This window comes from Gilvimarinus agarilyticus, from assembly GCF_000832015.1.
Lineage (GTDB): Bacteria > Pseudomonadota > Gammaproteobacteria > Pseudomonadales > Cellvibrionaceae > Gilvimarinus > Gilvimarinus agarilyticus.
This window is the reverse complement of record NZ_JXCJ01000002.1, coordinates 64,075-86,969: the sequence shown is the minus strand read 5'-3', so window position 1 is coordinate 86,969 and position 22,895 is coordinate 64,075. Positions and strand designations below refer to the sequence as shown.

14 protein-coding genes and 2 pseudogenes are annotated in these 22,895 nt (G+C 47.6%); 9 read left to right on the top strand and 7 right to left on the bottom strand.

Annotated elements, in window-relative coordinates:
* The coding region (locus tag SD69_RS17810; protein ID WP_157471840.1) for a replication protein RepA at positions 1–1,022 on the bottom strand (1,022 nt) is incomplete at its 3' end.
* Positions 1,023–1,113: 91 nt separating this feature from the next.
* Between SD69_RS17810 and SD69_RS17805 the strand changes: the two genes are divergently transcribed.
* Both SD69_RS17805 and SD69_RS17800 read left to right on the top strand, forming a co-directional pair.
* A complete protein-coding gene (locus tag SD69_RS17805; protein ID WP_041525033.1) occupies positions 1,114–2,511 on the top strand; it encodes an AAA family ATPase in 1,398 nt (465 codons plus the stop codon).
* A complete protein-coding gene (locus tag SD69_RS17800; RefSeq protein WP_041525032.1) occupies positions 2,504–3,589 on the top strand; it encodes a ParB/RepB/Spo0J family partition protein in 1,086 nt (361 codons plus the stop codon). Before SD69_RS17805 ends, SD69_RS17800 begins: the two co-directional genes overlap by 8 nt.
* A 266-nt stretch (positions 3,590–3,855) precedes the next feature.
* On the opposite strand, the gene SD69_RS17795 is transcribed toward SD69_RS17800, so the two are convergent.
* Positions 3,856–4,656, bottom strand: a complete 801-nt coding sequence (locus tag SD69_RS17795; RefSeq protein WP_041525031.1) for a ParB/RepB/Spo0J family partition protein — start codon at positions 4,654–4,656, stop codon at positions 3,856–3,858.
* 494 nt (positions 4,657–5,150) lie between these two features.
* On the opposite strand from SD69_RS17795, the pseudogene SD69_RS19105 reads away from it, so the two are divergent.
* The 4 genes and pseudogenes from SD69_RS19105 to SD69_RS19270 form a co-directional block, all read left to right on the top strand.
* Positions 5,151–5,411 (top strand): annotated as a pseudogene (locus SD69_RS19105) (hypothetical protein); the annotation flags it as partial.
* Positions 5,412–5,491: 80 nt separating this feature from the next.
* On the top strand, positions 5,492–5,707 hold the full coding sequence (locus SD69_RS19100; protein WP_232301262.1) for a hypothetical protein: 216 nt from the start codon (positions 5,492–5,494) through the stop codon (positions 5,705–5,707).
* 21 nt (positions 5,708–5,728) lie between these two features.
* Positions 5,729–7,102: a DEAD/DEAH box helicase family protein gene (locus SD69_RS17790; protein WP_198144165.1), complete on the top strand. Its 1,374-nt coding sequence runs from the start codon at positions 5,729–5,731 to the stop codon at positions 7,100–7,102.
* 668 nt (positions 7,103–7,770) lie between these two features.
* Positions 7,771–9,273: pseudogene (locus SD69_RS19270) on the top strand (glycoside hydrolase family 2 protein); the annotation flags it as partial.
* 1,471 nt (positions 9,274–10,744) lie between these two features.
* Here SD69_RS19270 and SD69_RS19265 read toward each other — a convergent pair.
* Positions 10,745–11,047 carry a tyrosine-type recombinase/integrase gene (locus tag SD69_RS19265; protein WP_198144164.1) on the bottom strand — a complete coding sequence of 101 codons (303 nt, stop codon included), beginning with the start codon at positions 11,045–11,047 and terminating at the stop codon, positions 10,745–10,747.
* Positions 11,048–11,351: 304 nt separating this feature from the next.
* Between SD69_RS19265 and SD69_RS17775 the strand changes: the two genes are divergently transcribed.
* On the top strand, positions 11,352–11,804 hold the full coding sequence (locus tag SD69_RS17775; RefSeq protein WP_157471836.1) for a DUF6194 family protein: 453 nt from the start codon (positions 11,352–11,354) through the stop codon (positions 11,802–11,804).
* Positions 11,805–11,910: 106 nt separating this feature from the next.
* Positions 11,911–12,306 (top strand): GFA family protein, encoded by a 396-nt coding sequence (locus SD69_RS19260; protein WP_084591706.1) that lies wholly within the window; start codon positions 11,911–11,913, stop codon positions 12,304–12,306.
* 80 nt (positions 12,307–12,386) lie between these two features.
* Here SD69_RS19260 and SD69_RS17770 read toward each other — a convergent pair whose 3' ends face one another.
* The 3 genes from SD69_RS17770 to SD69_RS17760 form a co-directional block, all read right to left on the bottom strand.
* Positions 12,387–12,683, bottom strand: coding sequence for a type II toxin-antitoxin system RelE/ParE family toxin (locus SD69_RS17770; protein WP_232301259.1), 297 nt, complete (start codon positions 12,681–12,683; stop codon positions 12,387–12,389).
* Complete coding sequence (locus SD69_RS17765) at positions 12,670–12,891, bottom strand: TA system antitoxin ParD family protein (protein ID WP_041525028.1); 222 nt, start codon at positions 12,889–12,891, stop codon at positions 12,670–12,672. The genes SD69_RS17770 and SD69_RS17765 overlap by 14 nt, the downstream gene beginning before the upstream one ends.
* A gap of 260 nt (positions 12,892–13,151) precedes the next feature.
* Positions 13,152–16,271, bottom strand: a complete 3,120-nt coding sequence (locus SD69_RS17760) for an FG-GAP-like repeat-containing protein (RefSeq protein WP_084591705.1) — start codon at positions 16,269–16,271, stop codon at positions 13,152–13,154.
* 388 nt (positions 16,272–16,659) lie between these two features.
* Here SD69_RS17760 and SD69_RS17755 point away from each other — a divergent pair, with 388 nt between their 5' ends.
* On the top strand, positions 16,660–19,941 hold the full coding sequence (locus SD69_RS17755) for a glycoside hydrolase family 2 TIM barrel-domain containing protein (protein ID WP_084591704.1): 3,282 nt from the start codon (positions 16,660–16,662) through the stop codon (positions 19,939–19,941).
* Positions 19,942–20,322: 381 nt separating this feature from the next.
* On the opposite strand, the gene SD69_RS18295 is transcribed toward SD69_RS17755, so the two are convergent.
* The gene (locus SD69_RS18295) at positions 20,323–22,488 is read right to left on the bottom strand and encodes a carbohydrate-binding protein (RefSeq protein ID WP_052481435.1); all 2,166 of its coding nucleotides are present in this window, start codon (positions 22,486–22,488) and stop codon (positions 20,323–20,325) included.
* Positions 22,489–22,895: the final 407 nt, after the last annotated feature.

The following is a 22,895-nucleotide window of genomic DNA, read 5'->3' as shown; positions in this document are numbered from 1 at the left end:
CCTAATTGCTCGTGTAGTTGCTTCCAGGAAATTCTCACTACAGGTTGCCTGCCCTGCTCCATCTTCCAGTATCTAAACGTCAGCCAACAGTACAAATCGAACGCCAAAGGAGAGCGCAGCCCACAGAGGGTGCGCAATGCTCTAATGTCCAACGGCGTAGCGTGGCTTAATAATGCATCTGCGAAGGCCTCTGAAACATGTATTTCGGCCCCCTGAAGTTCGCCGTTGTCTTTACTGTCCCACCACATATTGGAATCGTCAGCGATGGAAACATTTTTTAAAAGAATACCTTCCTGATCTTCGTTCTTGTACTTCATTGAGATGGTAAAACTTGTCGCTAACAAAGAAATTAACGAGGCGCGCCATTTTCGTTCGGTACCCTTATTCCCGGTGGACCAAGGACGCCCCATGGTGTCTACCACAAACGAGCGAAGCGAGGGGCCTAAATCAATGATTCTTTTCTTCTTTTTCACAATTTCAGAGCAAATGTGAACAAAGATAAGGCGTGGATAAATACCTGAAGGCAACCCAATGTCGTTGGGAGCTGACATAGTAACCGTTAAATCTCCGTTGTGACGTTCGTAATGTTGCTGTCCCTTAATTGCTCTGTAAGGAAATCCGGTCTGCACGATAGCCGAAAGCGAATAGCGAATTGGGTCGCTGTCTTCTATGCTGCCGATCAAGGCCCTGGTTACTATCTCTACTTGTTCTTCGGGTAACAAAGCCATCTGCTGGGGTGAGATGGTGGAGGCTTGACGATAAGTTAGCTTATGGCTGGAGATATATTCCACTAAATCGTAAGTATCTAACTCCCCTAAATCGTCTACTGCCCCACTGTTGAGCCGCAGCTCATTTTTCGGGTCCAACAGAGAAAAAGTTTTCTCTGTTATTAATCCAAGTTCTTTGAAGCAATACAGCTGGAAGCTGGTGCAATTAAACAGCTGGCGCTGAGAGTTCACTTCGTTTTCCGAAGCCCCCTGCCCTCGCATCACAGTTTCTACTTGTTTCCAGGTGATTTTCAAAAAAATGGCCTTTGCATTGTTGATCCGTGAAGATAGAATCAAATTATTCTTTATTTATTAAAAAACGTCAAATAAACACCGGAGTGTGAACATGACAAATATTTCTGAACAATTGTCATATGTCGAAAATAATTTACGTAAGCTTAACGAGTCTATCGATGTGGGCCAAGGCATGATGCGTCAGATTGCCCAACTGGTCAAAGAAAGTCAGGGAGATAAACACGATCTTGATACATTGAAAGAGCACTTGGTAGACGACCGGGTACAAAAACGCCGCTACGGCTCAACGGTGGCGGCTGAAATGGCCGGAATCTCTCATCCACGTTTATATGCCGCAGAGAAAGACGGCCGTCTTCCTTCACCTGACTACCGACTAGACACAAAAACTAAAGTGCGTGCTGGATACACTATTAACCAAATTAACCTGATGCGTAACGTCTTTGATACGGCTCCCCGAAAACCAGAGGGAACAGCGGCAGCGGTCGTCGGTGTGCTCAACCTGAAAGGAGGTAGTCAGAAGACCACCAGTTGTCATCTATTTTCACAATATTTGGCGATACAGGGTTACCGCGTACTTTTGGTGGACAGCGACCCGCAGGGCAGTCTGAGCTTTTTTTACGGCAAACGACCCGATGACAATGTTCAGTATGAGCACACGATCGCGCCCTTCATGCTTGAAGATGATGAAGCGTTGATAGAAGCGGGCTTAGAACCAGGTGCGTCGGAGTCGCTCGATTACGCTATTCAAAAAACCTACTGGAGCAACATCGACATTATACCTGCATGTCTGCAAAACCTTAGTATCGACCAGCTCATGCCCGAGGTTCTGTCGCGCTCTGGTATTGGTTACACCGATCGTTTTATGAAGCTGCGTCACGGCTTGATTGAAGTCGGCAAAAACTACGACTTTATTATTATTGACGGCACTCCGTCGTTAAACCTTTCCACGCTTAACGTGATATCGGCCTGCGATATGGTATTTGTGCCAGCCCCTGCCAGCATGCCCGATTTTGCCTCGACATTGCAGTTTACGGACTTAGTGGCTCAAACCTTAGAAGGGCATCTGGAACGGGGCGAGGCGCCTAATATTCCTGATATTCGCTATTTTATCACCAAGTACTCCGGTAGTTCTTACGCTCAGTTTATGAGTGACATTATTCGTAAAGTTTTTAACGTTGAACGGGGCGATGTGCTGATAAACGAGGTGCATTCGTCCGACGAGGTGGGCAAGGCCACTAACCGGACTTATTCCGTTTATGAGCAGAATCCGAAGGATTCCGACAATCCTAAACGACTCAAAAAGACGGTAGAAATGTTTGATTCTATATTTAGCGAAATTCACGATGCGATCTGGGACACCGTTTGGGGCATGCAGCCCCGGTCAGATCATATGGCTCAGCTGGATGAATTATTTCAAAAAAATGCACAAATAAAGCAAAACCTTGAGCAGGTTACCGAAAGCTCAAAAGAGGAGGCTGGCAATGAGTAAGAAATCTAAATACGGAAACACAGATGAGCTGCTCAGTGCAGCCCGAAGCGATCAAAAAGCCCAGACGGAGCCGAAAGCCCGGACACGCCGGCCACTGCCCGCAGTGCAAGCCATGAGCGGAGAGCGCAAAGGACCGGCCCGTTTTACAGACGAGTTGAAAGAACAAATCATTAACTTACAGCAGCAGTTATCGGATGCCGAGGCGAAGGGCGGGGCAGCTGTTGTCCTAACTATGCCAGTTTCGGGACAGAAGGTAGAGTTTTATCAGCAGGAAGTTAACCCCGAGCTTGTGGACGTATCATCAGAAAACGAACGTCTGCAGGAATTCTTAGACCCCATATCCTTGGGCGATATCTTGCCATCCATAGAAGCGGATGGTCAGCAAAAACCCGGTACCTTGCGGCCTAAGGCAGACGGGCGCTTTGAACTGATCGAAGGTTCACGACGCCTTGCCAGTGTTAAGTTGGTAAAAAAACCATTTTTAGCTTTAGTGGGGGATGTGCCCGATGCCGATGTGCGTGCGCTCTCGGTCATTGAAAACAAGCATAAAGATGTTTCTGCCTACGAAAAAGCTCAAGCTTATCAGCGTCAGTTGGATGCGGGCGAGTTCAAAAACTGGACCCAACTAGGCATTGCCAAAGGAATTAGCACCTCCCATATCAGCCGGTACAAAGCTTGTGTCGAGCTTGATGAAATATTTGTGCGCATTCTACGTTCACCGTCTGATATGCCTTTGTCCTATGGTGAAACCGTCCAAAAACTGATGCGCCGAGATGCCGGCAGTGTTTTAAATGAGGCCAAGTCACTGTTAAAAGAACGCCGCTCGGCCAACGATGTCGAGTCCGTGTTAGATGCAGAAGAAATCCTTAAGCGGTTAAAAAGCTCGGTGCGGGGCAAGCAATTCAAGCCCACAAAAAAGCAACCCGTTCGTTACGAGTCTCAATCAGGAAAGGTCGCTGTAAAGCACAGCATTACCTCTTCGGGCACCACTAAGCTTGAGTTGGTAGGTGTTAAAGACAGTCAAGTCGAAGACCTTGTAAACCACATCATCAAAAGTTTAAAGGTCGAAAAGAAGTAACTCCTTCCCCTACCCGCCAAGCGGGTAGGGCTACTTTTCAGAAAATTCCCGCCTCGGGAATCTCTATGTTAAATCTCTTAACTCCTTGATCTGTCTGACTTTTCTCAATTTTATTGGGGAAACTTTTTCCTTTATGAGAATTTAGAGGATGGTAAGGCACAAACGGCCACGTAAATTCCCGGGGCGGGAATTTGTGGGATAATGTTTGTAAGTGACTGAAATATAAAGAGATATCCCTATCGGAAGTGGGAAAAAGTTTCCCCCTTTTACAGCTCTAAGGTGACCCCTAGGCGCTCTAACACCCCGTCAAACACATCAAGTCCGTGACAGGTAATATTGAGCTGAGCGATACCGTCAGACCACTTCACGGTAACTGGGGCACCTAATTGGTTGGAAATCTGCTCAGCGATCTTAGACATATCCGACGCCTCCGCGTTTGACTCTGCGGGGGCAGTTTCTGAGCGAGAAGGGGTGTACTCCCCGACCACCAGTTTTTCCACGTCACGCACAGTCAAGCTGTTTTGTTTGGCTTGGTTAAGCAATTTCAATTGATCGCCTTTTGAGAGCCGCGCTAAAACCTTTGCTTTGCCCAAGCTTATTTGGTGGGAATCCAGCAAAGCGATTAACCCGGGCGAGCAACTCAGTAGCCGGATTAGATGTGACAGTGCGCTATAGCTCATACCGATTTGTCTGGCATAGGCGCGATAAGTGGTGCCGTGATTATTCTTAGCTTCTACAGCAGCCCGGGCAGTGTTCAACACCGACCCGGTGTGTCTGGGGTTTAATAGCCTGATCTCGGTCTGAACAAGCTCTAATGCCGCGTCATCGTCCAGCTTCCGGACTTCAGCCGTCAATGCTTCTACTTGAGCCAGTGGGGCGGCTAACCAATACTTTTCGCCCGAGAGAAGTTCCCAGCGGTCCTCAGCCATGGGCCGCACGACCAAAGGTGGAGCGGCAGAAGGCCCGTATTGTCTCAGCAAATCGATTATGGCGCTGTCGGGCGGTTCAATGGCTCCCAATGAGGCGCGTAGAGGGTGAAGGCGAATGGTCTCGATGAATACCTGCATAATGGGCGTTAGCTTAGTGTCTGATTGTTTATATGTTGCTATATGGCAACTTTATAGGCGGCCTGGCTGTATGTCTATGGATAATAGTTGCCACATGGCAATATTGCACAATAAAGGCGGTCGCCTTCCTCAATAAGTTGCTATGTGGCAACTTTTCGGGTGTTTGTTCTAGGCTAAGGTTCGTTTATTGTTGTTTTAAATGAATAAACGCCAAATCTACTGCTATATCACCAATAGTACGGCTTACGTTGTCGTATTTATTCTACACCGTAGAGTTCTACTCTGAAGAATTGGCTGTCATAAAGCTCAATAGAATTGCCTTTATCGCCTCAGAAAAGGCCAGCCATGGTTACAGCCGTTCTTAAAATAGCGGTTTTATAGCGTTTCTTGCTCTAGTAATGGTCGTGTTATGCTTTACAGTCGGTTAGTGGGCTGGTTTCGGTGGTAGTTAAGCAGCATTCCAGGCTAAAAAGAGGAAACGGAGCTTCTAATAAATGACATCTTCAAGCCAAGTCAGTAACTTTGACTTTCTTGCCGAACACGAATCTCTATTCGTTGAGCTTGCCTTTGCCGCTGAGCGCGCTTTTATAAGTGACCCTAACGCCACGCTGATTAAGCTGCGTCAATTAGGCGAGGCTCTAGCCCAACACATTGCTGCCTTGACCGGTGTGAACTTTGATGAGCAAACTTCGCAGGCTGATTTGCTCTACCGGCTAAGTCGTGAGCTCAAGTTCGAGCCGGTGGTGCGGGAGCTTTTTCATACCCTTCGTATTGAAGGCAACAAAGCCACACATCAATTTAAAACCCAGCAGAAAGAACCATTAACGGTTTGGTCGTGGCCCGTAAGCTGGCTATTTGGTTTCATCGGTCGTTTGGTAAGCAGGGCACCAGCTTTAAGCCCGGCCCCTTTGTGGCTCCGGCTGACCCCAATGAACAGCTGCGCAAGTTGCAAAGCGAAATCAGTACGCTTAAGGGAGATTTACAGCAGGCCAATATCGACCTTAACTCCAGTAAGCAGCTAAATGAACTTATCGCCCAAGAAAAAGATTAGTACGAAGCGTTGGCCCACTCTATGGATGAAGAGTCCCGCGCGCTGGCCGAACAAGCCGCAGCACATGAGAGGGCCATTAACCAACAGCAGCAAGACTACGAAGCCAAAATTAAAGCACTGCAAGCACAAATATCAGCGCAGGACGAAAAAGCTCAAAGTTCCCCGGGCCAAACACGTAACCGCAATACTCAGGCTGCAACCCAGCATATTGTGTTGGATGAAGCTCTAACCCGTATTTGGATCGATCAGCACCTCACCGAGGCGGGCTGGCAAGCCGATAGCGAGGCTCAGACCTTCCAAAAAGGCGCAAGACCTGAAAAAGGCAAAAACATCGCTATTGCCGAGTGGCCTACCGAGCTAAACGGCCAAAAGGGCAGGGCAGATTACGTACTGTTCGCAGGTCTAATACCTATGGCGGTGGTGGAGGCCAAAAAAGAGAACACCAACGTCGCGGGTAAAATCCCCCAGGCCGAACGGTACAGTCGAGGCTTTCATTTAGCGCCTGCCATGCAGGGCGCATGGGAGCTGGCCGGTTTAACCATTGCCTGGCCCGATGAGGCCGAGGGCCACTACAAAATACCGTTTGTGTACTCCTGCAATGGTCGCCCCTACGTGCCGCAATTGGCCGAGCAGTCCGGCACTTGGTTCCGCGATGTACGGCTTGCCTCCAACACCAAGGTCGCGCTGCAAAAGTTTCACACTCCGGATGGGCTGCTTGATAGATTAAAACGCAGTAAAGTAGACGCTCAGAAAAAACTACAGGCCGAGCCATTCGGTTACCTAAAGCTTCGCGAGTACCAGCAGCAGGCTATTACCGCCGTTGAGAATACGCTGGCCAAAGAAATACGCAGTGCGCTCTTGGCCATGGCTACAGGCACGGGTAAAACTCGCACCATTATTGGCTTAATGTACCGTTTTTTAAAAGCCGAGCGCTTTAAGCGTATTTTGTTTTTAGTAGATCGCTCCGCGCTGGGGCAGCAGTCCATAGACGCCTTTAATGAAGCGCCGCTGGAGCAAAATCACACCCTGTCTAAAATCTATAACGTGGCCGAGCTAGGCGATATGGCTGCCGAGGCGGAAACCCGCGTGCAGGTGGCCACCGTGCAGGCCATGGTTAAGCGGGTTTCTATAAATGACAATCCACCACCGGTGGATCAGTTTGACTGTATTATTGTCGACGAAGCTCATCGCGGCTATACGCTGGATCAGGAAATGACCGAGGGTGAGCTGGCCACGCGCGACGCCAGCCAGTACCTTTCCAGCTACCGTCGTGTACTGGAATATTTTGATGCCGTTAAAATCGGTTTAACCGCCACACCGGCTAAACATACGAGTGAAATTTTTGGTAAACCTGTTTATACCTACTCCTACCGCGAGGCAGTGGCCGACGACTGACGTGCCGCAAATCCAGGGTTGATAAGTGGAGAAAACAGCGCCGAGGCCTTGCTGGAAAAGATCAAGACCGAGCGTGAAGCGCTCGCCAGTAAGCAGCCGCCTAAGAAAATAAGAAGGCAGAAAAGTGCGTAGCCATTTGTAAATCGAGGCCGCCCATTGATTGCTGCACTTCTTGGCTGAAACACGACTTGCTGATGCATTTCAGGCGCGGTTGGACAGGAATCCGAATGTTGCACCTGAACCATGCTGCCTTTGGGGGGGCGGAGAATAGCTCTGGGGGTTTGAAAGGCAACGCTGGTGGTTTGAGCGGGGAATTAGGGGTAATGAAGCATCTGAAGGCGATTGCGGCGTTAGTCGCGATGACTAAAAACCACCAAATAACGGGTGGTAGGCCAGTTCCGCCCCCGGGGTTGTCCGGTGGGTGACCAAATTCTGTTAAATCTTCTACGGTATTGTATGGGGCCCGACTGTCGGCTTTTCCATTGCAAATAACTCATTTCGAGAGCCACTAATTATAGTGTACCCGCTGAACAGCCCGCCATCAGGCCTTAGACCTATTTGATTCATAAGGGCTAAACGGCGCTACTGAATGCCAACATTAACATGACAGGGGTGTCATTTTTTGCGTTTCAGCACACTAAGGGAGAGTGCTTTAACTTTCACAGGATATGATTATGTTTGTGCCGCCTCGCCTTCGCGCGTTTTTTGTCTCAATTTTATTCATTGGCTTGCTACAGGCCTGCGCCAATCAGCCAGATAAACAAGTTACGAACGCACTTGGCGACGCTCGAGTGTCGCTAGCAGGACAATGGCAATTTCAGATTGATCCGTATAAGCGCGCCAGTGACGAACAGTGGTGGCAAGAGCAAACAGACACTAGCAACTGGGACGAAATTGCCGTGCCGGGCGTTTGGGATACTTATGATCGCTACAGCGATTACATGGGCGACGCCTGGTACCGCACTGAATTTATAGCCGATAAAAGCTGGCGGGCCCAGCAAGTAAGATTGGTTTTCGACAGTGTTTACCACGACGCTGAAGTCTGGCTCAACGGTCAGTATCTAGGTGACAATAAACTGGGTTTTATGGCGTTTGATTTTGACGTGTCCAATCAGCTTAGACTCGGTTCTAGCAACACCCTAATCGTCAAAGCGAATAACCGCTTCAGACGCGGTGCAGTATGGAATTGGGGCGGTATACGCAGACCCGTTTACCTCGATATACGCCCACAAACTCATATCAGTAAGGTGTATGTAAATGCGCAGCCGAATCTTGACACAGGCAGCGCCAATATCAATCTGAAAGCTTTTTTGGCCAACCTTAGCGAAAACCCCGTGAGCGTGACGGCCGACTTTAGCGTAATGCGCGACGGCGAGCTCGTTGCTCACTACCCAGGCGAAAAAGCGCTAACCATCGCCGCCGGTGAGAGTGCCGAGCTTGAGAAACAACAAGTGCTCGCAGCAGAGCAAGTCGCTTTGTGGCATTTTAACGACCCTAACCTGTATCACATTAAAACCACATTGCGTATTGATGGCGAAGCGGTTCACCAGTACAAAGACCGTTTTGGTATTCGTAAGGTGGAAGTCAAAGATCGCAAGTTCTACTTAAACGGCGAGCAAGTGCGTTTAGTGGGCTTGAATATGGTGCCGGAAGATCGCTTTGACGGTAACGCCCTGCCTTTATCGCGCATTAAAGAAGATGTGGATTTACTTAAATCCCTCAACGCTAACTTTGCGCGTTTGTCGGGCCCAGCACTGCCGAAAGAATACTTAGATTACCTGGACGAAGTCGGCTTCCTTGTGGTTGAAGAAGTAGCTCTATGGGGTAAAGACTCTCTCGTTGACCCTGACCACCCTCTGCCTAAGGAATGGCTCGAGCGCCTAGTATCTGATAACTACAACCATCCTTCTGTGGTTGCTCGCAGTGTCGGTAACGAAATTGGGGACCTGACGAAAAACCCGAAAGTTATGGAATACGTGGAAGGTGCCATTAAGCACGCCAAAGAGCTCGACCCCAGCCGCCTTGCTGTTTACATTTCGTATTCAGCCGACTATCAAAAAGATGATCCATCCCGATTCTCTGACATCGTCATGTTCAACAAATACAATGACCATGAAGAGCGCTTAAAAGTAGTAGATTCCTATTACCCCGAAAAACCCATATTCTTTTCAGAAATTGGCACCCAATTGGACGGTGTGGACCCGAACGAATCCGTACTCGACGTAGAAGCGTTAATGGGCCCGCTGCGTCAATACCCTTATTTAATTGGCACCTCACACTTTGCCTTCAATGACTATCGCAGCACCTGGTATGACGAAAAGCCAAGCTGGACAACGGACTTTTCTGAGAACCGTGCCTGGGGTGTACTCACCTCTTACCGCAACAAAAAACGGTCGTTTACCAAGTTGCAAAACTTTTATTCACCGTTAGAGGTTTTCGACCTTGATAGCCGCTCAGGGCAAACCCAGATTCACATTCGCTCGCGCAGCTTAGACAGCTTTCCTGCCTACACAATGGAAGGTTACCGTGTCGTTTGGCAGGCGTTTAACGATCAGGGTGAAAGCCAGGCGATCGGCCAGTTTGCGCTGCCAAGCCTAAACCCCGGCGATACCGCACCGTCTTACACTGTACCGTACTCTGGTGATTACGCCACTTTGAAAGTGTCATTATTAGCACCTAAAGGTTATGTGGCTCACGAGATACGTTACGACAAACGTATTGCGCCCGCAGCAAAAATTAACAGTACCTATGTGTCAATCGACACTATTCGTGTGCACTTTGAGCGCTCGCCCCTTGCACGTGAGTATCAACTTATTGCCACAGCCGCTGATGGTAAAGTGATTGAAGGTAAGGCCACTATTAATAGTTTTGCAGAAGTCAGCGGCCTGGAACCACAAGCAGAATATGATCTGCAACTCATTGCCATTAATGACTCGGGGAAAAGCCAATACAGCGACACACCCGTTAAAGTAAGCACCGCACCCAATGAATTACCGCCGATTATCTGGGCCACCGAAGGCAAGCGCGACGCCTTTCATATTGGTTTTTCTGTGGACAAACAGGATTTCGGTTTTGAAATTCGATACGGCTTAAAACCAGGGGAGTACACTCATAAGCACATCATTCAAACCCGTGGGGCTACTCGTGTGCCAGCCATCAAATCCGGTGCTACGCATTACTTTCAGTTAAGGCGTTTGATCACGGGTACCATCGACAGTGACTGGAGCCCAACTCGTAAAGTGGTTTTGCAGGGGCTAGACGGTTTGTTGCCGCCAGAAAATACATTGGCACTGACAACCGAGACAGGTTTGCTTATTCAATTAACACCTGTGCGTCGCTCAACGGGTTACCGTATTGAAGCAACCAGCCAAGAGGGTGAAGCATTATCAATGGATAGCAGCTTGGCTTATTCTCCTTTTATTACGGTTGAGGGAGATCAATGGAAAAACGCAAGCAATCTACGTATCGCCACCCTTAACGAGCAGGGCCAGCTAGGTGAATTTAGTTCTGTACCCAGTGCTACTGAAAACAAATAGTAGAGCACACTAAAAAAGTATTTACTAAGCGCCAGGGAGGGCGCTGCGTATAAACTCAACATCATGGGATGAGAGGGCAGGCTGAACCTGCCGGCAAATATTACCGTCATAGAGATGCTGACAGCGAGTTGTCGAGGGAACGAGATATTGCCAAGCGAAATCGGTTAAAGTGCTGCCGTATTTGGTGCTGAATCGGAAAGACCAATGCCGCAGGCAATAATGTGTAGCGGTCTTGACGGCCCTTACCTCGGACAATAAAAATAGAGTGATTCTGAAGGTCTAAATCTTTGATTCGAAGAGAAAGGGGTTCATGCATAAGAAACCCGCAACCGTAAAGTAAAGCGGTGATTAGCCAATACCTACCTTTCAGTTGATTCAGCATGGCCGTGACCGCATTGGGTGCGAGCACGGTAGGTACCTTTTGGGGCGTGTTGCAACGCCATAATTCAAGTTTTCAACGTCTCGCTGAATGATATAGCGGTATAAAAATACAATGGCACATAAACGCAAGGGTGGGTTTTTATGAGCCCCGAAATGAAGGGGCTTTATTGTTCCTTTTCGTACTTTTTAACGGTGATAAAACGTACAAAAAGGTGTCTTAATCCATTGAACATTAATAATGTTTTGGGGAAATAATAGATAAAAAGAAGCGTGAATTTATGTTGTATAAACGAAATTCTGCTCAATACACTGTTATGACTAAGGGAGACAACGTGCTGACAAAGGAAATCTCGGACTACATCCTTGATCAATATAGTGGCTTGGTTGCAGTCGATGCTTGGGGTGAGCAGTCATTCTTCTATAATCCTGACGGGCGACTTCCACGAGGAGTGTATTTCGCAACACTCAAAGACAAAGACGGGGACAATGATAAGGCCTCAAAACTCGGTCGTGATGGAGTTTATCGCTTCAACTTTGGCGTAAGTAAACCGTCATTTGAAAGAGTATTGGGGGAAAGGCCCGCTAGGCCTGCCGCTGGTGGAGTGGTTGATACGGGGCATGACTTTACCCAACTCAACACACTCTTGCCGCATCCGGTGTACGCATGGATGTCTTGGGTGTGTATCCTCAATCCCGACGAATCCGTTTTTAGAGGCTTGGTACCATTGCTGAATGAGTCCTATGGTTTGGTGGTCAAGAAGCACTCTAAGCGCGTCAAGTCGTAACCAGGCCAAGCACAGCGACAGCTTTTCTGCTGAGGCTTTGCCTCCACTACAAAGCTGCGCGTGTTGGCAGAGTTGTGTGCCAGAGCACTGAAGGAACATCATAAATATGAAAGGAAGCTGTTTGTGTGGCGAGATAGGTTACGAAATAGATTCTGTGGATATGCCCATTGTGTATTGCCACTGCAAAACTTGTCGTAAAGCCCACGCTGCTCCGTTTTCCTCTACGGCTGGCGTAAAGCGCGAGAATTTCCGCTGGCTCAAGGGTGCAGGTTCCATTTCAACGTTCGAGTCCTCGCCAGGGAAATTGCGTCATTTTTGCAAATGCTGTGGGTCTCATTTGGTCGCAGAGAGGCCGGCGCAGCCACATGTAATCGTTCGGGTCGCTACTTTGGACGTTGATCCGGAATTGAGGCCAGAGGCTCATATTTGGGTTTCACATGACGCCCCATGGCTTGAGTACAGGGGTGTGCGCAAGCACAGAGAATGGCGTGACGACATTTAACCAGTCAATCAAGTTCGTGCCGGCCTGCGGCCGCCACCGGACGCCCTAGTCGGGGGCCGCTTATTATTGGCATTACAACGTCATTTCTTACGTTTCATATCACGGTAGAAGTTTTCGTGTGAGCCCAGGGCCATTAATTCAAGGACAAGAGCGCCATCGTCGAAGCTGTAACCCAGCAGGGTGGGCTGCTTGTTCATTTTGAATTTATGAATTCGTAGAAAGGTCAGGTCGCCTTTCTTCTGCTCGCCAATGCTGGGGTTGACCATTAGCTTTTCAACGGCCCGATCAAGATCTTTTTTCTGGTTGGGATTGAGTTTTTTTACCGCTTTTTTAAATGTAGGAGTTTGTAATACACTCGTGGCCTTAACCAAAATCATAGGCCTCTAGTTTTCCGGCGTCCCGCTCTGCCTGAGCGAGGATGGCCTGCCTCACAAACTCGTAGGGTAAATCGGGGTTATCCTCCATCATCTCGCCGATTTTCGCCCAATGTTCTATTTGCTTAGGCGGGGTTCGGTTAAGCGCTTTGGCTATGATCGTGGCTTTTTCAATAAGGTTTTGATCTAAGCGTATGCTGTTAGTAGCCATTTGTACCTCCAACGTAGATTTGGTCTGATTGTAGCAAAGTGCTACAAATGAGGCAATCTGTAACAGTGCGCCGTTGGCGGACTGCTTTTCTGCTGGCGCTACAAAACAGCCGCAAAGTGCGGTGTTAGGTGAACTTGTCCACTTTTGTGAACACTTCTTGATAAGCTTATAAAATTTAACTCGATAGTAAAGACACAGAATTCTTGCCTCCCCGGGCCAGTGCGAAAAGGCCCGGGGGGGCTTCATGCCAGGTTGGGTTTTTAGTTTGGAGCCACCAGGTTTATCTCATCAATGGTGGCGTTATAGTTTTTACCGTCGCTGGCGGTAAACGAGGCGCGCAGTTGATAAAAGTGACCCTCGGGTAGCTCGGCGGTAGGGGTTAGCCCTAGGGTGCTGAAGCTTTCGGCCGATTCGCCCGATTGTTTATGCAGTGCGCTCGCGTCTACCTTCACCACATCTTTGACCGGAATCCAACGGGATTTAAAATGCCGCAACCAGAAACGCAGGCCGCCTTCATCGGCGGAGATTACCTGTTCGCCAGAGCCGGCATCGTAGCTTACTTGCAGTTCAATCGGTTGCCCAATCACAATGGGCTGGTTGGCCCAGCGTTCGCGGTTTTGAATGGTGATGTGACCTTCGCGATAGTCATCCACTTGCAGCGTAACGCTGTCATTCACTGTGTCATATTGTTCGGCTTTGGCGGTGATTGTGGCGCGGCCGGACTTGAGTGCGGTCACTACGCCGTGTGAGTTAACGCTCGCCACTTGTGGATTGGTGCTGGCCCATTGCACGCGCGGGTTATCGGCATGGAGCGGTTGCACTATAGCCTTTACGCGGCGCTTTTGTCCGGTGTAGAGTGGGGCGGGATTATTGCCAATGGTGACCGACTCTACCGCCACGGGATGCCAATCAACAATGGAAATGTCTACCGAGTCGCTCAGGTTGTTAGCCGGGCTTTGCGCGGTAATTGTGGCCTGCTCGCCTACGTCGCCGACGGCTTTTATCACCCCTTGTTGGTTCACACTGACGTTAGCGGCGTTATCTGAGTGCCATTTCAGGCGGGTATCGGCGTGTTCAGGTGAAAAGCGTGCCTGTAGCGGGTAGCTAGTTTGTGTTCTAAGTTGTAGCGTTTCGTGCCCCAGATTAATATCGGTGGGTGGCAGTCGATCAGAAGAAAGACGTGTGTTGATTTTTGGGGTCGAAAATTCGACGGTCTCGCCATTACGCCAGGTGATGGTTATTTTCTCTATAGTGTTCTGCGAACCCAGACCAAAATGCACAATGTTAAGTAAGCTTTGCGAGAAAATTTCTCCGGCAGAGCCGACCCGTTGGCGATAACTGTGATCTTTCGTGTGCAGGGTTACATAGGCACCCATCGGATCGATGTGATGCTCGGGGGAGTAACCTACCTCAATTAAGCTGTAGTTGCCGGCGTTTGTCGCCGTGTTTTGGTATAGGTACCACTGTCCGCCTTCATTACCGAGTAAAAGGTCCAGGCTGCCGTCTAGGTTAAAGTCAAATGCCTGCCCCATGTCGCCATTGCCGGGCCCGCCAATATCGTTAGCGCCGTGCATAGTCACGGTGTCGAAGCTGCCTTGGCCTGTGTTTAGCAATAGGTAGTCAGAAGTTTTGCCATAGACTTTGCCCCAGCGGTTAACAAAAATGTCCTGGTGGCCGTCGTTGTTAAAATCACCCCGGGTTACGCCTAAAGAATTGGTGCCCGGCGGGATTTCCCATTCGGTGGAAATATTCACAAAGCGGTCGCCATCGTTGCGCAGTAAAATATCGGCCTCGTTGCGGTTTTGCGGGGTAAAGTCGGTTGCTACGTCCGTTACGCCCGTAAGGGTAAATTTAAACCCCCAAAAATCATCCCTATTGCGGACCAGTGCGGCTTTCCATTGGCCATTGCCCACATAGCCAAAGTACATGCCGTTCTCTGAAATATCATCGGGCCAGCCTTCGGCCTGATTTGGGTTTAGTGTCCAATTTTGTCCCATTTGCAGTACAGTGGATTGTTTGTCACGCCCCAGGAACATGGGGTAGTCTTTTCCGCGTTGTAGGCCTTGCGCTAAAAAGTAGTAGTCAGAAAATTCTACCGGGCCATCCGCTGAATAGGAAAAGCTATCTACGCCCCGATATCCCCGCGGTTTTATGGCAAATATTTTCCGTAAAGGGTCAAAGTCTACCGAAGGTGGTTCGCCTCTACCTCCTTCAAACGCTTTGCCGCGCGCCAAGTATAGGTCGAGGTCCCCATCGTTATCTATATCAACATCGGTTACGGCCATAATGCCCGTTAAGTCAGCGACTGCCTCAGGGACTTTAGCAGTGACATCGGTAAACGTGAAATCGCCATTGCCTTGCCATAGGCTCAATGGCCCATACATCACATAATCGTCAATACCATCGCCATTAAAATCGGTTAACAGCACACGCGATTGGTGCACCTCTTGAATACCAGGAACGGATTTTCGCTCAAAGTGACCATCGCCTAGGTTTTCGTAAAAAAAATGCTGGGGTTTATCGCCGTATAGGCTGGTTTCGTTGAACAGCAGTAAATCCAGGTCGCCATCAATGTCCATATCTGACCAGCGGGCGCCGCGTCCGCGTCCGCCTTTGTCTATACCTACATCTCCGGTGTATAGCACCAAAGCCCCGCTGTTATTGTGATAAAAATTTGCCTTAGAGGGGTTAATACCATTGCCCCCGCCCTGGGTCACCACAATGTCTAAATCGCCATCCTTGTCGTAGTCGCCAGGTGAGGTGCCGTGTAAATCGTGCATAAACCAGCGGGCTAAATTTGTACCGTGTTTGGTCACGGTGCCGTCGCCGTTGTTCCAGTACAACTTGCTGGACGCATCATTGTGATTGTTCACAATAAAATCGTAATCGCCATCGGTATCAATATCGGCAATGGTGGGGCCGCCATATTTGAGCGAGTTTACCTGGTCCATGCCCGCTTGCTTGGTGATGTCCGTAAAGCGCGGTATGGCGAGCGAGTCAACCGGCTCCAGTGTAAAACTATTGATGTTTAACGAAGCGTTATTGGCCGCTAGTGTTATCTCGGTGAGTCCCAGGGCATCAAAATGCACCAACACACTTAAAATTTGTTCACCGCTGGCGGGTATATCCAGGCTTTCTGCCAGCATGGAGTCTTTAGTGTAGATACTAACGCTGGCGTAGTTGGCGGGGTTTTCTATTTGTATTGTCAAGCGCTGGGTAAGCGTGTCGCTTATATCCCGGGTGAGCGTATAAGGTGCCGCAGGCGTTACCGTAAAAGGTTGCGGTTCGGCTAGGTGATAGCAGCCACCTAACAGGCAGAGAAGAAGAGCAAAAAATAGCGGCTTTTGTCGAGCCTGAACAAGAAAATAGGTTATGGCCATAATGTTATTGCATCGTTATGTTTGGACATGATTATATTGTATAATGTCTACAACCATAATAAACCGCTGTCACAACTGCAAGGGCTTTAGGGTGCGATTTTTATCAGTTTATGGGGGGGCGAGCCCAAGTAGATTTGCCCCTTGAACTCGATCAGGTAGTCATTTTGACGTTGATCACTGAACTAGGCACTTAAAACAATCTTGGTCCATTGTGCTGACGAAACCTGCCACTTGACGTGGAGTGAAAAGCCCTCCTGGAATATTTTCAGGGTAATAGGGACGGTGATTTCGCAATAGCTTTAAGATCAATAGCTGCCGCTTCAGCCAAAAGTGATACGTTTTAGTGTTGAAGCGGTGGTATGAATAATTACAGGTATTGGATAACACTATGTTACGTACATATATTGCTAAATGCTGTTCATGTCTCTTCCTGATGATCTTGCTGGTGGGCTGCTCAATAACTCAACAAGCCACACCTTCTGCAACAAACAGTGAATACACGACAAAAGAGTGGGAAACCCCTGAGGTTGTATCACGCAATCGAATGCCGATTCGCAGTCTTCCCTATTCTTATAAGACTATTAATGACGCATTGAGTCTTGATAGAGGACGCAGTCAGTATTTAAACTTAAATGGCGACTGGAAGTTTAAGTTTCAGTACGACGATGAGCAGATAGACCAGGGGTTTGTCGCAACAAGTTTTGATGATTCCGATTGGCAAACCTTGCCGGTGCCGTCTAATGTGGAATTATTTGGATTTGATATTCCGTTTTATACCAATACACACCAACCTTTTTACTCAAATAAAACAGGTAATCCACTTCCGGATACCTCGCCTTTAATTTCCAGGGCCAATCCTGTTAGCAAATATATCCGTTATTTTGATTTGCCGCAGAGTTGGGAGAGCGAGCAAGTCATACTTCATTTTGGCGGTGTTTCATCAGCATTTTATGTATGGGTTAATGGTAAAAAAGTAGGCTACAGTCAGGGCAGTATGCTGCCCGCAGAGTTTGATGTTACCGAGTTTGTTTCTACGGGTAAAAATAAAATAGCCCTGCAGGTTATGCGATGGAGTGATGGCAGCTACTTAGAAGGTCAAGATATGTGGAAGTTGAGTGGCATACATCGCGAAGTGTTGCTGCTTGCCCGGCCAAAGGTAGCCATTGAAGATTTTTTCGCTCGTACGAAACTTACGGATGATTATAAAACCGCGTATTTACAAATACGTCCTTTCTTAACGAGTACCGATAATAGTGTGTTAAAAGGTTGGCGTTTGGAGAGTCAACTTTATCTAGACAATAAACCTGTATTAGATAAAGCGGTGGTGGTCGATGCTGATAAAATTATGCAGCAATATCCTCAGCGTGAGAATATTCAATTCGATATTTTTAATATCAAAATAAGTAATCCTGATTTATGGAGTGCTGAGAATCCCAATTTATATACAGTAGTTATGTCGCTTTACGACAACAAGAATCATCTTGTGGAAGCAAAGAGCGAGCGTATCGGTTTTAGAGAGGTTGAGATAAACCGGGAGGCCGGGCAACTACTTATAAACGGTAAAAGTATAAAGCTTATTGGGGTAAACCGTCACGATCATCATGCGGTGCGCGGAAAGGCCTTAACACGGTCTGATTTAGAGCGTGATTTACGAATGATGAAACAGAATAATTTTAATGCCGTGCGTACCGCTCACTATCCAAATGATCCATATTTGCTTGAGCTTGCTGACCAGTACGGTTTGTATGTCATGGATGAGGCCAATGTGGAAAGCCATATGTTCGGTGGTCAATTCTCAAATGATCCCAAGTGGGTTCCAGCTATTATGGATAGAATCATGCGCATGGTGCGCAGGGACAAAAACCACCCATCAATTATTTCGTGGTCATTAGGGAATGAGTCGGGCATGGGGCCAGCCCATGCAGCGGCGGCGAACTGGATAAAAGATTATGATCCGACTCGTTTTATTCACTATGAAGGTGCTCAGGGTCTTCCAAACCATCCGGATTTTATCGAGCCACCTAAGACATGGTACTGGATTCCTGAGACCCTAGAATCGCTAGGTCGTCATACCCCATTGGCAAACCCGACAGACCCGCCTTACGTTGATGTCATTAGCCGTATGTACCCGAGTATAGGGTATTTAAAAGGCTTATCTGAAAGCCCCAATATCAACCGCCCTATTTTAATGTGCGAGTATTCTCATGCCATGGGAAACTCATTAGGAAATTTAGACGAGTTTTGGGATCTGATTTGGGAGCGAGACAACCTTATCGGTGGTTTTATTTGGGATTGGATGGATCAGGGATTAGAGCATAAGCTCGAAGATGGTACAAAATATTTGGCTTATGGTGGGGATTTTGGCGATGTGCCTAATTCAAACGCGTTTAATCAAAACGGAATTGTGGATTCGTACGGCAATCCAACCCCTGAGCTATATCATGCCAAGTATATATTTCAACCATTTAAATTTGAGACAGATAATGCCGATGCGGGTAAGGTTAAAATTACCAATCGACTTTTCCATAGTGACGCCTCAAATTATAGCTTCTCTTGGAGCTTGATGGCAGATGACAGTACGATTGCGACGGAAGAGGTAGCCATAGATGATCTGGCGCCTCAAGCTTCTAGAACCCTTATCGTTGATCTTCCTAACCTTGATCCAGTGCCGGGAGTACGGTACTGGGTGAGATGGTCGGCGCGTTTGAAGCAGGCGACTTTTTGGTCAGAGTCGAATGCCGAAATGGCCAAAGAGAAGTTCGAATTGTCTTGGTATAAAGCGCGCTCAGATATCGCGTCTGATAATTCAGCGGCCGTTAAAGCATTGGAGACGTCAGGTGCCTTAACCTTTACCAATCAATTCTTTGATGTATCCTTCGATAAGAGTTCTGGCTGGTTATCATCACTGAGTTATGACAATAAACCGATGATCGTTGCGCCCTTAAAGGCAAATTTTTGGCGTCCTCAAACGGATAACGATGCTCGGGCTTGGGTGTCGCACGAAAATTTAGCGTTTTGGAATTCGGCGAGTGAAAAATTATCACTCCTGGGTTTCGATTACGTAAAAGAAGACGACGCTTATGTGGTCACGGTTCTCCATGGTATTGACGACTCTGTTACGTTTAAGCATACATATCATATTGCGGGTGATGGCCAAGTAACGGTCGATATTACTTTTAATAGTGACGAGAATTTACCATCAGTTAAACGTATCGGTATGCAAGCAGGCATTAACGAAGCATTAATAAATGTGAAATATTACGGGCGCGGTCCGTTCGAAAATTATATTGATAGAAATGCCAGTGCAGAGATTGGTATCTATGAGCATAAAAGCAAAGATATGTTCTATCATTACATGGTTCCACAAGAAAATGGTAACCGGACCGATGTGGATTGGTGGTCTTTGAGTAATGCGACAGGTGAGGGGATACTCATTGATGGTGATCAGCCGTTAAGTATGTCAATTTGGCCATATTCTCAAGCCAATATTGATCAAGCCGATCACCCATACGACTTAGTCGAACAAGGATTCAATACGTTAAATATTGATTTGATCCAATCAGGTGTAGGCGGAACTGATTCCTGGACCTCACTAGGTGCGCCATTGCCACAGTATCAAATCGACGCCGGGAATTACCAATATTCGTTTCAATTTAAGCCGGTGGAGTAACCTTTCGCTGACAAACCGGATTTACTGGATGAATCGCATAAGCGCTGGATTCTTACATTAGGTGTAACCTAGTCGACAAACAAACGGCTTGGATTAAGCGCCTGACTTGAAAGGCGGGCGTATGCGCCTATATTGAACCTTGCGCCAAGAGTATTTTGATTTGTCGGTCGGTAACTTGGTGTCTGTGTAATCCCCCCATTTTAAACAGCTTTGGATTATCGGGGGGATTACAGTTTCAATCGAGGATTGGGTATTGACCCCCGATAGAGTATGAGCTCATGGAATATTGAGATTATGATGTGTCCGTTTTGTTGGGGCAAGATCACACCCTCGGGCTATTTCTGAGCTAACCATAAGCGCTAATAATAGCGGGAGTCTGGTTTATTTATGACGAGTAAACACAAAACGATCTGCATTCCACTCCCAGGTGGATTCTGAATTCCCGGAGCTTTGCACACGAATTGTGTGTGCTCCCCCCGCAAAAGGGATAGGGGCCTCTGGGCTTAACGGTGAAAATTCATTCCAGCTCCCATTGTTTGGCACTGTTTGTTTTAAATAAGAAACTCCATCAATGAGTATCTCAATAGCGCCGCCGTTTTGTGTTGTACCAAGCCACGCCTGTAACTGATAATCTCCGGCTTCGGGTACATCAACCTGATAATCGGCCCAGTCACCGCGCTGGTTAAAATTAATGGCGCCTATATTGTCACCGGTTGTATAGGTTTGAAATCCTTCCGTCGGACCACCGGTACGGTAAAAAGCTTCCGCCTCTACACTGAATGACGAGGGAGCCTCGTTCTGGCTCGGAACAAACTCTATCCAATTAAGGTTAAAATCACCTCCTTTCATAATCAGGCGTAATGTTTGATTGTTTCCCGCCGCTAATTCAACTCTATTTAAAGTAATGGTCTGCCATTTTTGCCAGCCACCGGTTGCCATTATTTCGGTACTACCCAACGATACCCCGTTGAGTGAGAACTCTATCGCCTTACCATCCGAATTGCCGGGGGCGGCAACTCGTACATGAATATCGTAAACCCCTTGGGTTACCGAACTAATGGTATAGTCAAGTCGTTCGCCGTCGGCGATCCAACCTACATTGAATTCGCCAGTGGTATCGGCGACCGGTTGAATATCCACACTGGAGTTCTGACGATAGGAACCGCCAAGGTTACTGATTGTTGTATCAACGTCCGCTGCACCCCCCTCATCAAAGTTCTCGGCCTCTATTAAACCCGGCAATGTGTGTATAACATAAGGCATTTGAGAATCAACCGGAGACGCACCCACATAACGATAATAAGAGACATCCTTCGTCGTATCTGGTTTCGGGTTACGCTTGTACGCACCATCGTCACTTTGCCATACATAATTATTAGCAAACGTTACTGAGCCCCGATCAATCACCCGGTGCGGGTGAAAAGAAAACCCTTGCTTCCAGTTTGATGATGAGTCGGCGTAAAAAATATGATTATTTAACCACTGATTTCGAGCTGTTGGGGGTTGTCCATTAGACTCGCTGCCATTCTCCTGAAACCCTCCATCACTGTCATTCACGTGAATTCCAACGTTGCCGTCGATCACATTATCCACCGAGGCGATTTCAGTCCACACCATAAACCGGCTGCCGGCGTCGAGCAGGACATTGCGTAAGGTGTTAGAGTTTTTTGTGTAAGCATCAATATCGATACCGTCCACTTCGGCGTCGACTATTAAATTGTTCTCAACCGTAATACCGTTCGAAGCTTTAACGTGAACAGCTCGACGGCTCGAGTTATAAACAAAATTTCCGTTAACCACACTGTCGCCATAGACGTTATTTAAAAAAAGAACATTGCGGCAACGATCAGTGTTTAACCCTTTTATCGTTAAGTTTTTAGCGTAACGAACATACACACCCGACAGTCGATTGTTGCCTTGTATAATGCCGCGCTTGGTGCCAAATATTTTTACATTCTGGGTGGCCTTCGAATTACTTCCTCTAACTTCAAAAACGCCGTTAACAACATCCGATACCGAGTATTCATCGGGTACAGTACCCGCAATAACTGGCCCCGTATAAATAACATTACCATCAACCCAAACAGTGGTGTTCTCTCCAACTTGTATCAACTTGTCTTTACCGGTAATCGGGATCGTACCGCGAAAAACAAACGTTCCGCCTGAGCTTTCAATAGCACTTCTGTGCTGTTCTAAGTTTTCGCTGGTGACCACCGTTCCTGTACCAGTGTAGGTTTCCGGGCGATCACTAGCCAGCCGCTGTAATGTTTGTTGTACCGCCTGAGTTTGAGCGATATTGCTTGCATAGGCCCCCGTTGATAATCGAGACCTATGAAGCCCATCGGGCAAGCGTGCAGAATTAATCAAGTTCATTATAGCGTTAATATCACCGGAACCTCCGGGTGCATCTCGCAATTGAACCTTGCCGCCATTATCCGCATTAACCAACTCATAAGGAGTTGTATCGGTATAAGATTGAGCTGTAGAGCCTGACGATAAAGTCAGTCCGACAGCAAGGGAAATTAATCCTTTATTAAACTTTTTCATGTGGACCTCTTAGGTGTATTAGGCATGATTGATTTTATAAGCCATCTTTTTTGTCATTTAAATCATTAAAATGATATTTTTATCATCTTGAAAGAACAAAAATACGAGCTCAATCTTTTACCAGCCTTACAGCCAAAGACAAAGTGTTATTGATGCCCACGCGCAACAGAAGTGAACCCGGTCACAGCGAAATCCATTAAGACGAGCCTTGGTTTCATATATGGTCGAACGCCGCGAGGCGAAGGCCAGGTCATTGATGTTTGATTTCAGTTAATCCAACTGTAATCCCCTCAATACTCCGCAGCGGTTATTAGTAGAAAATTCCATTAAAATAGGATCAAGGAGTTTTCTAAGAGAACGTCACGTTACAGCGATGGGCGATACTGGCAATATTGAAGCAGAATGAG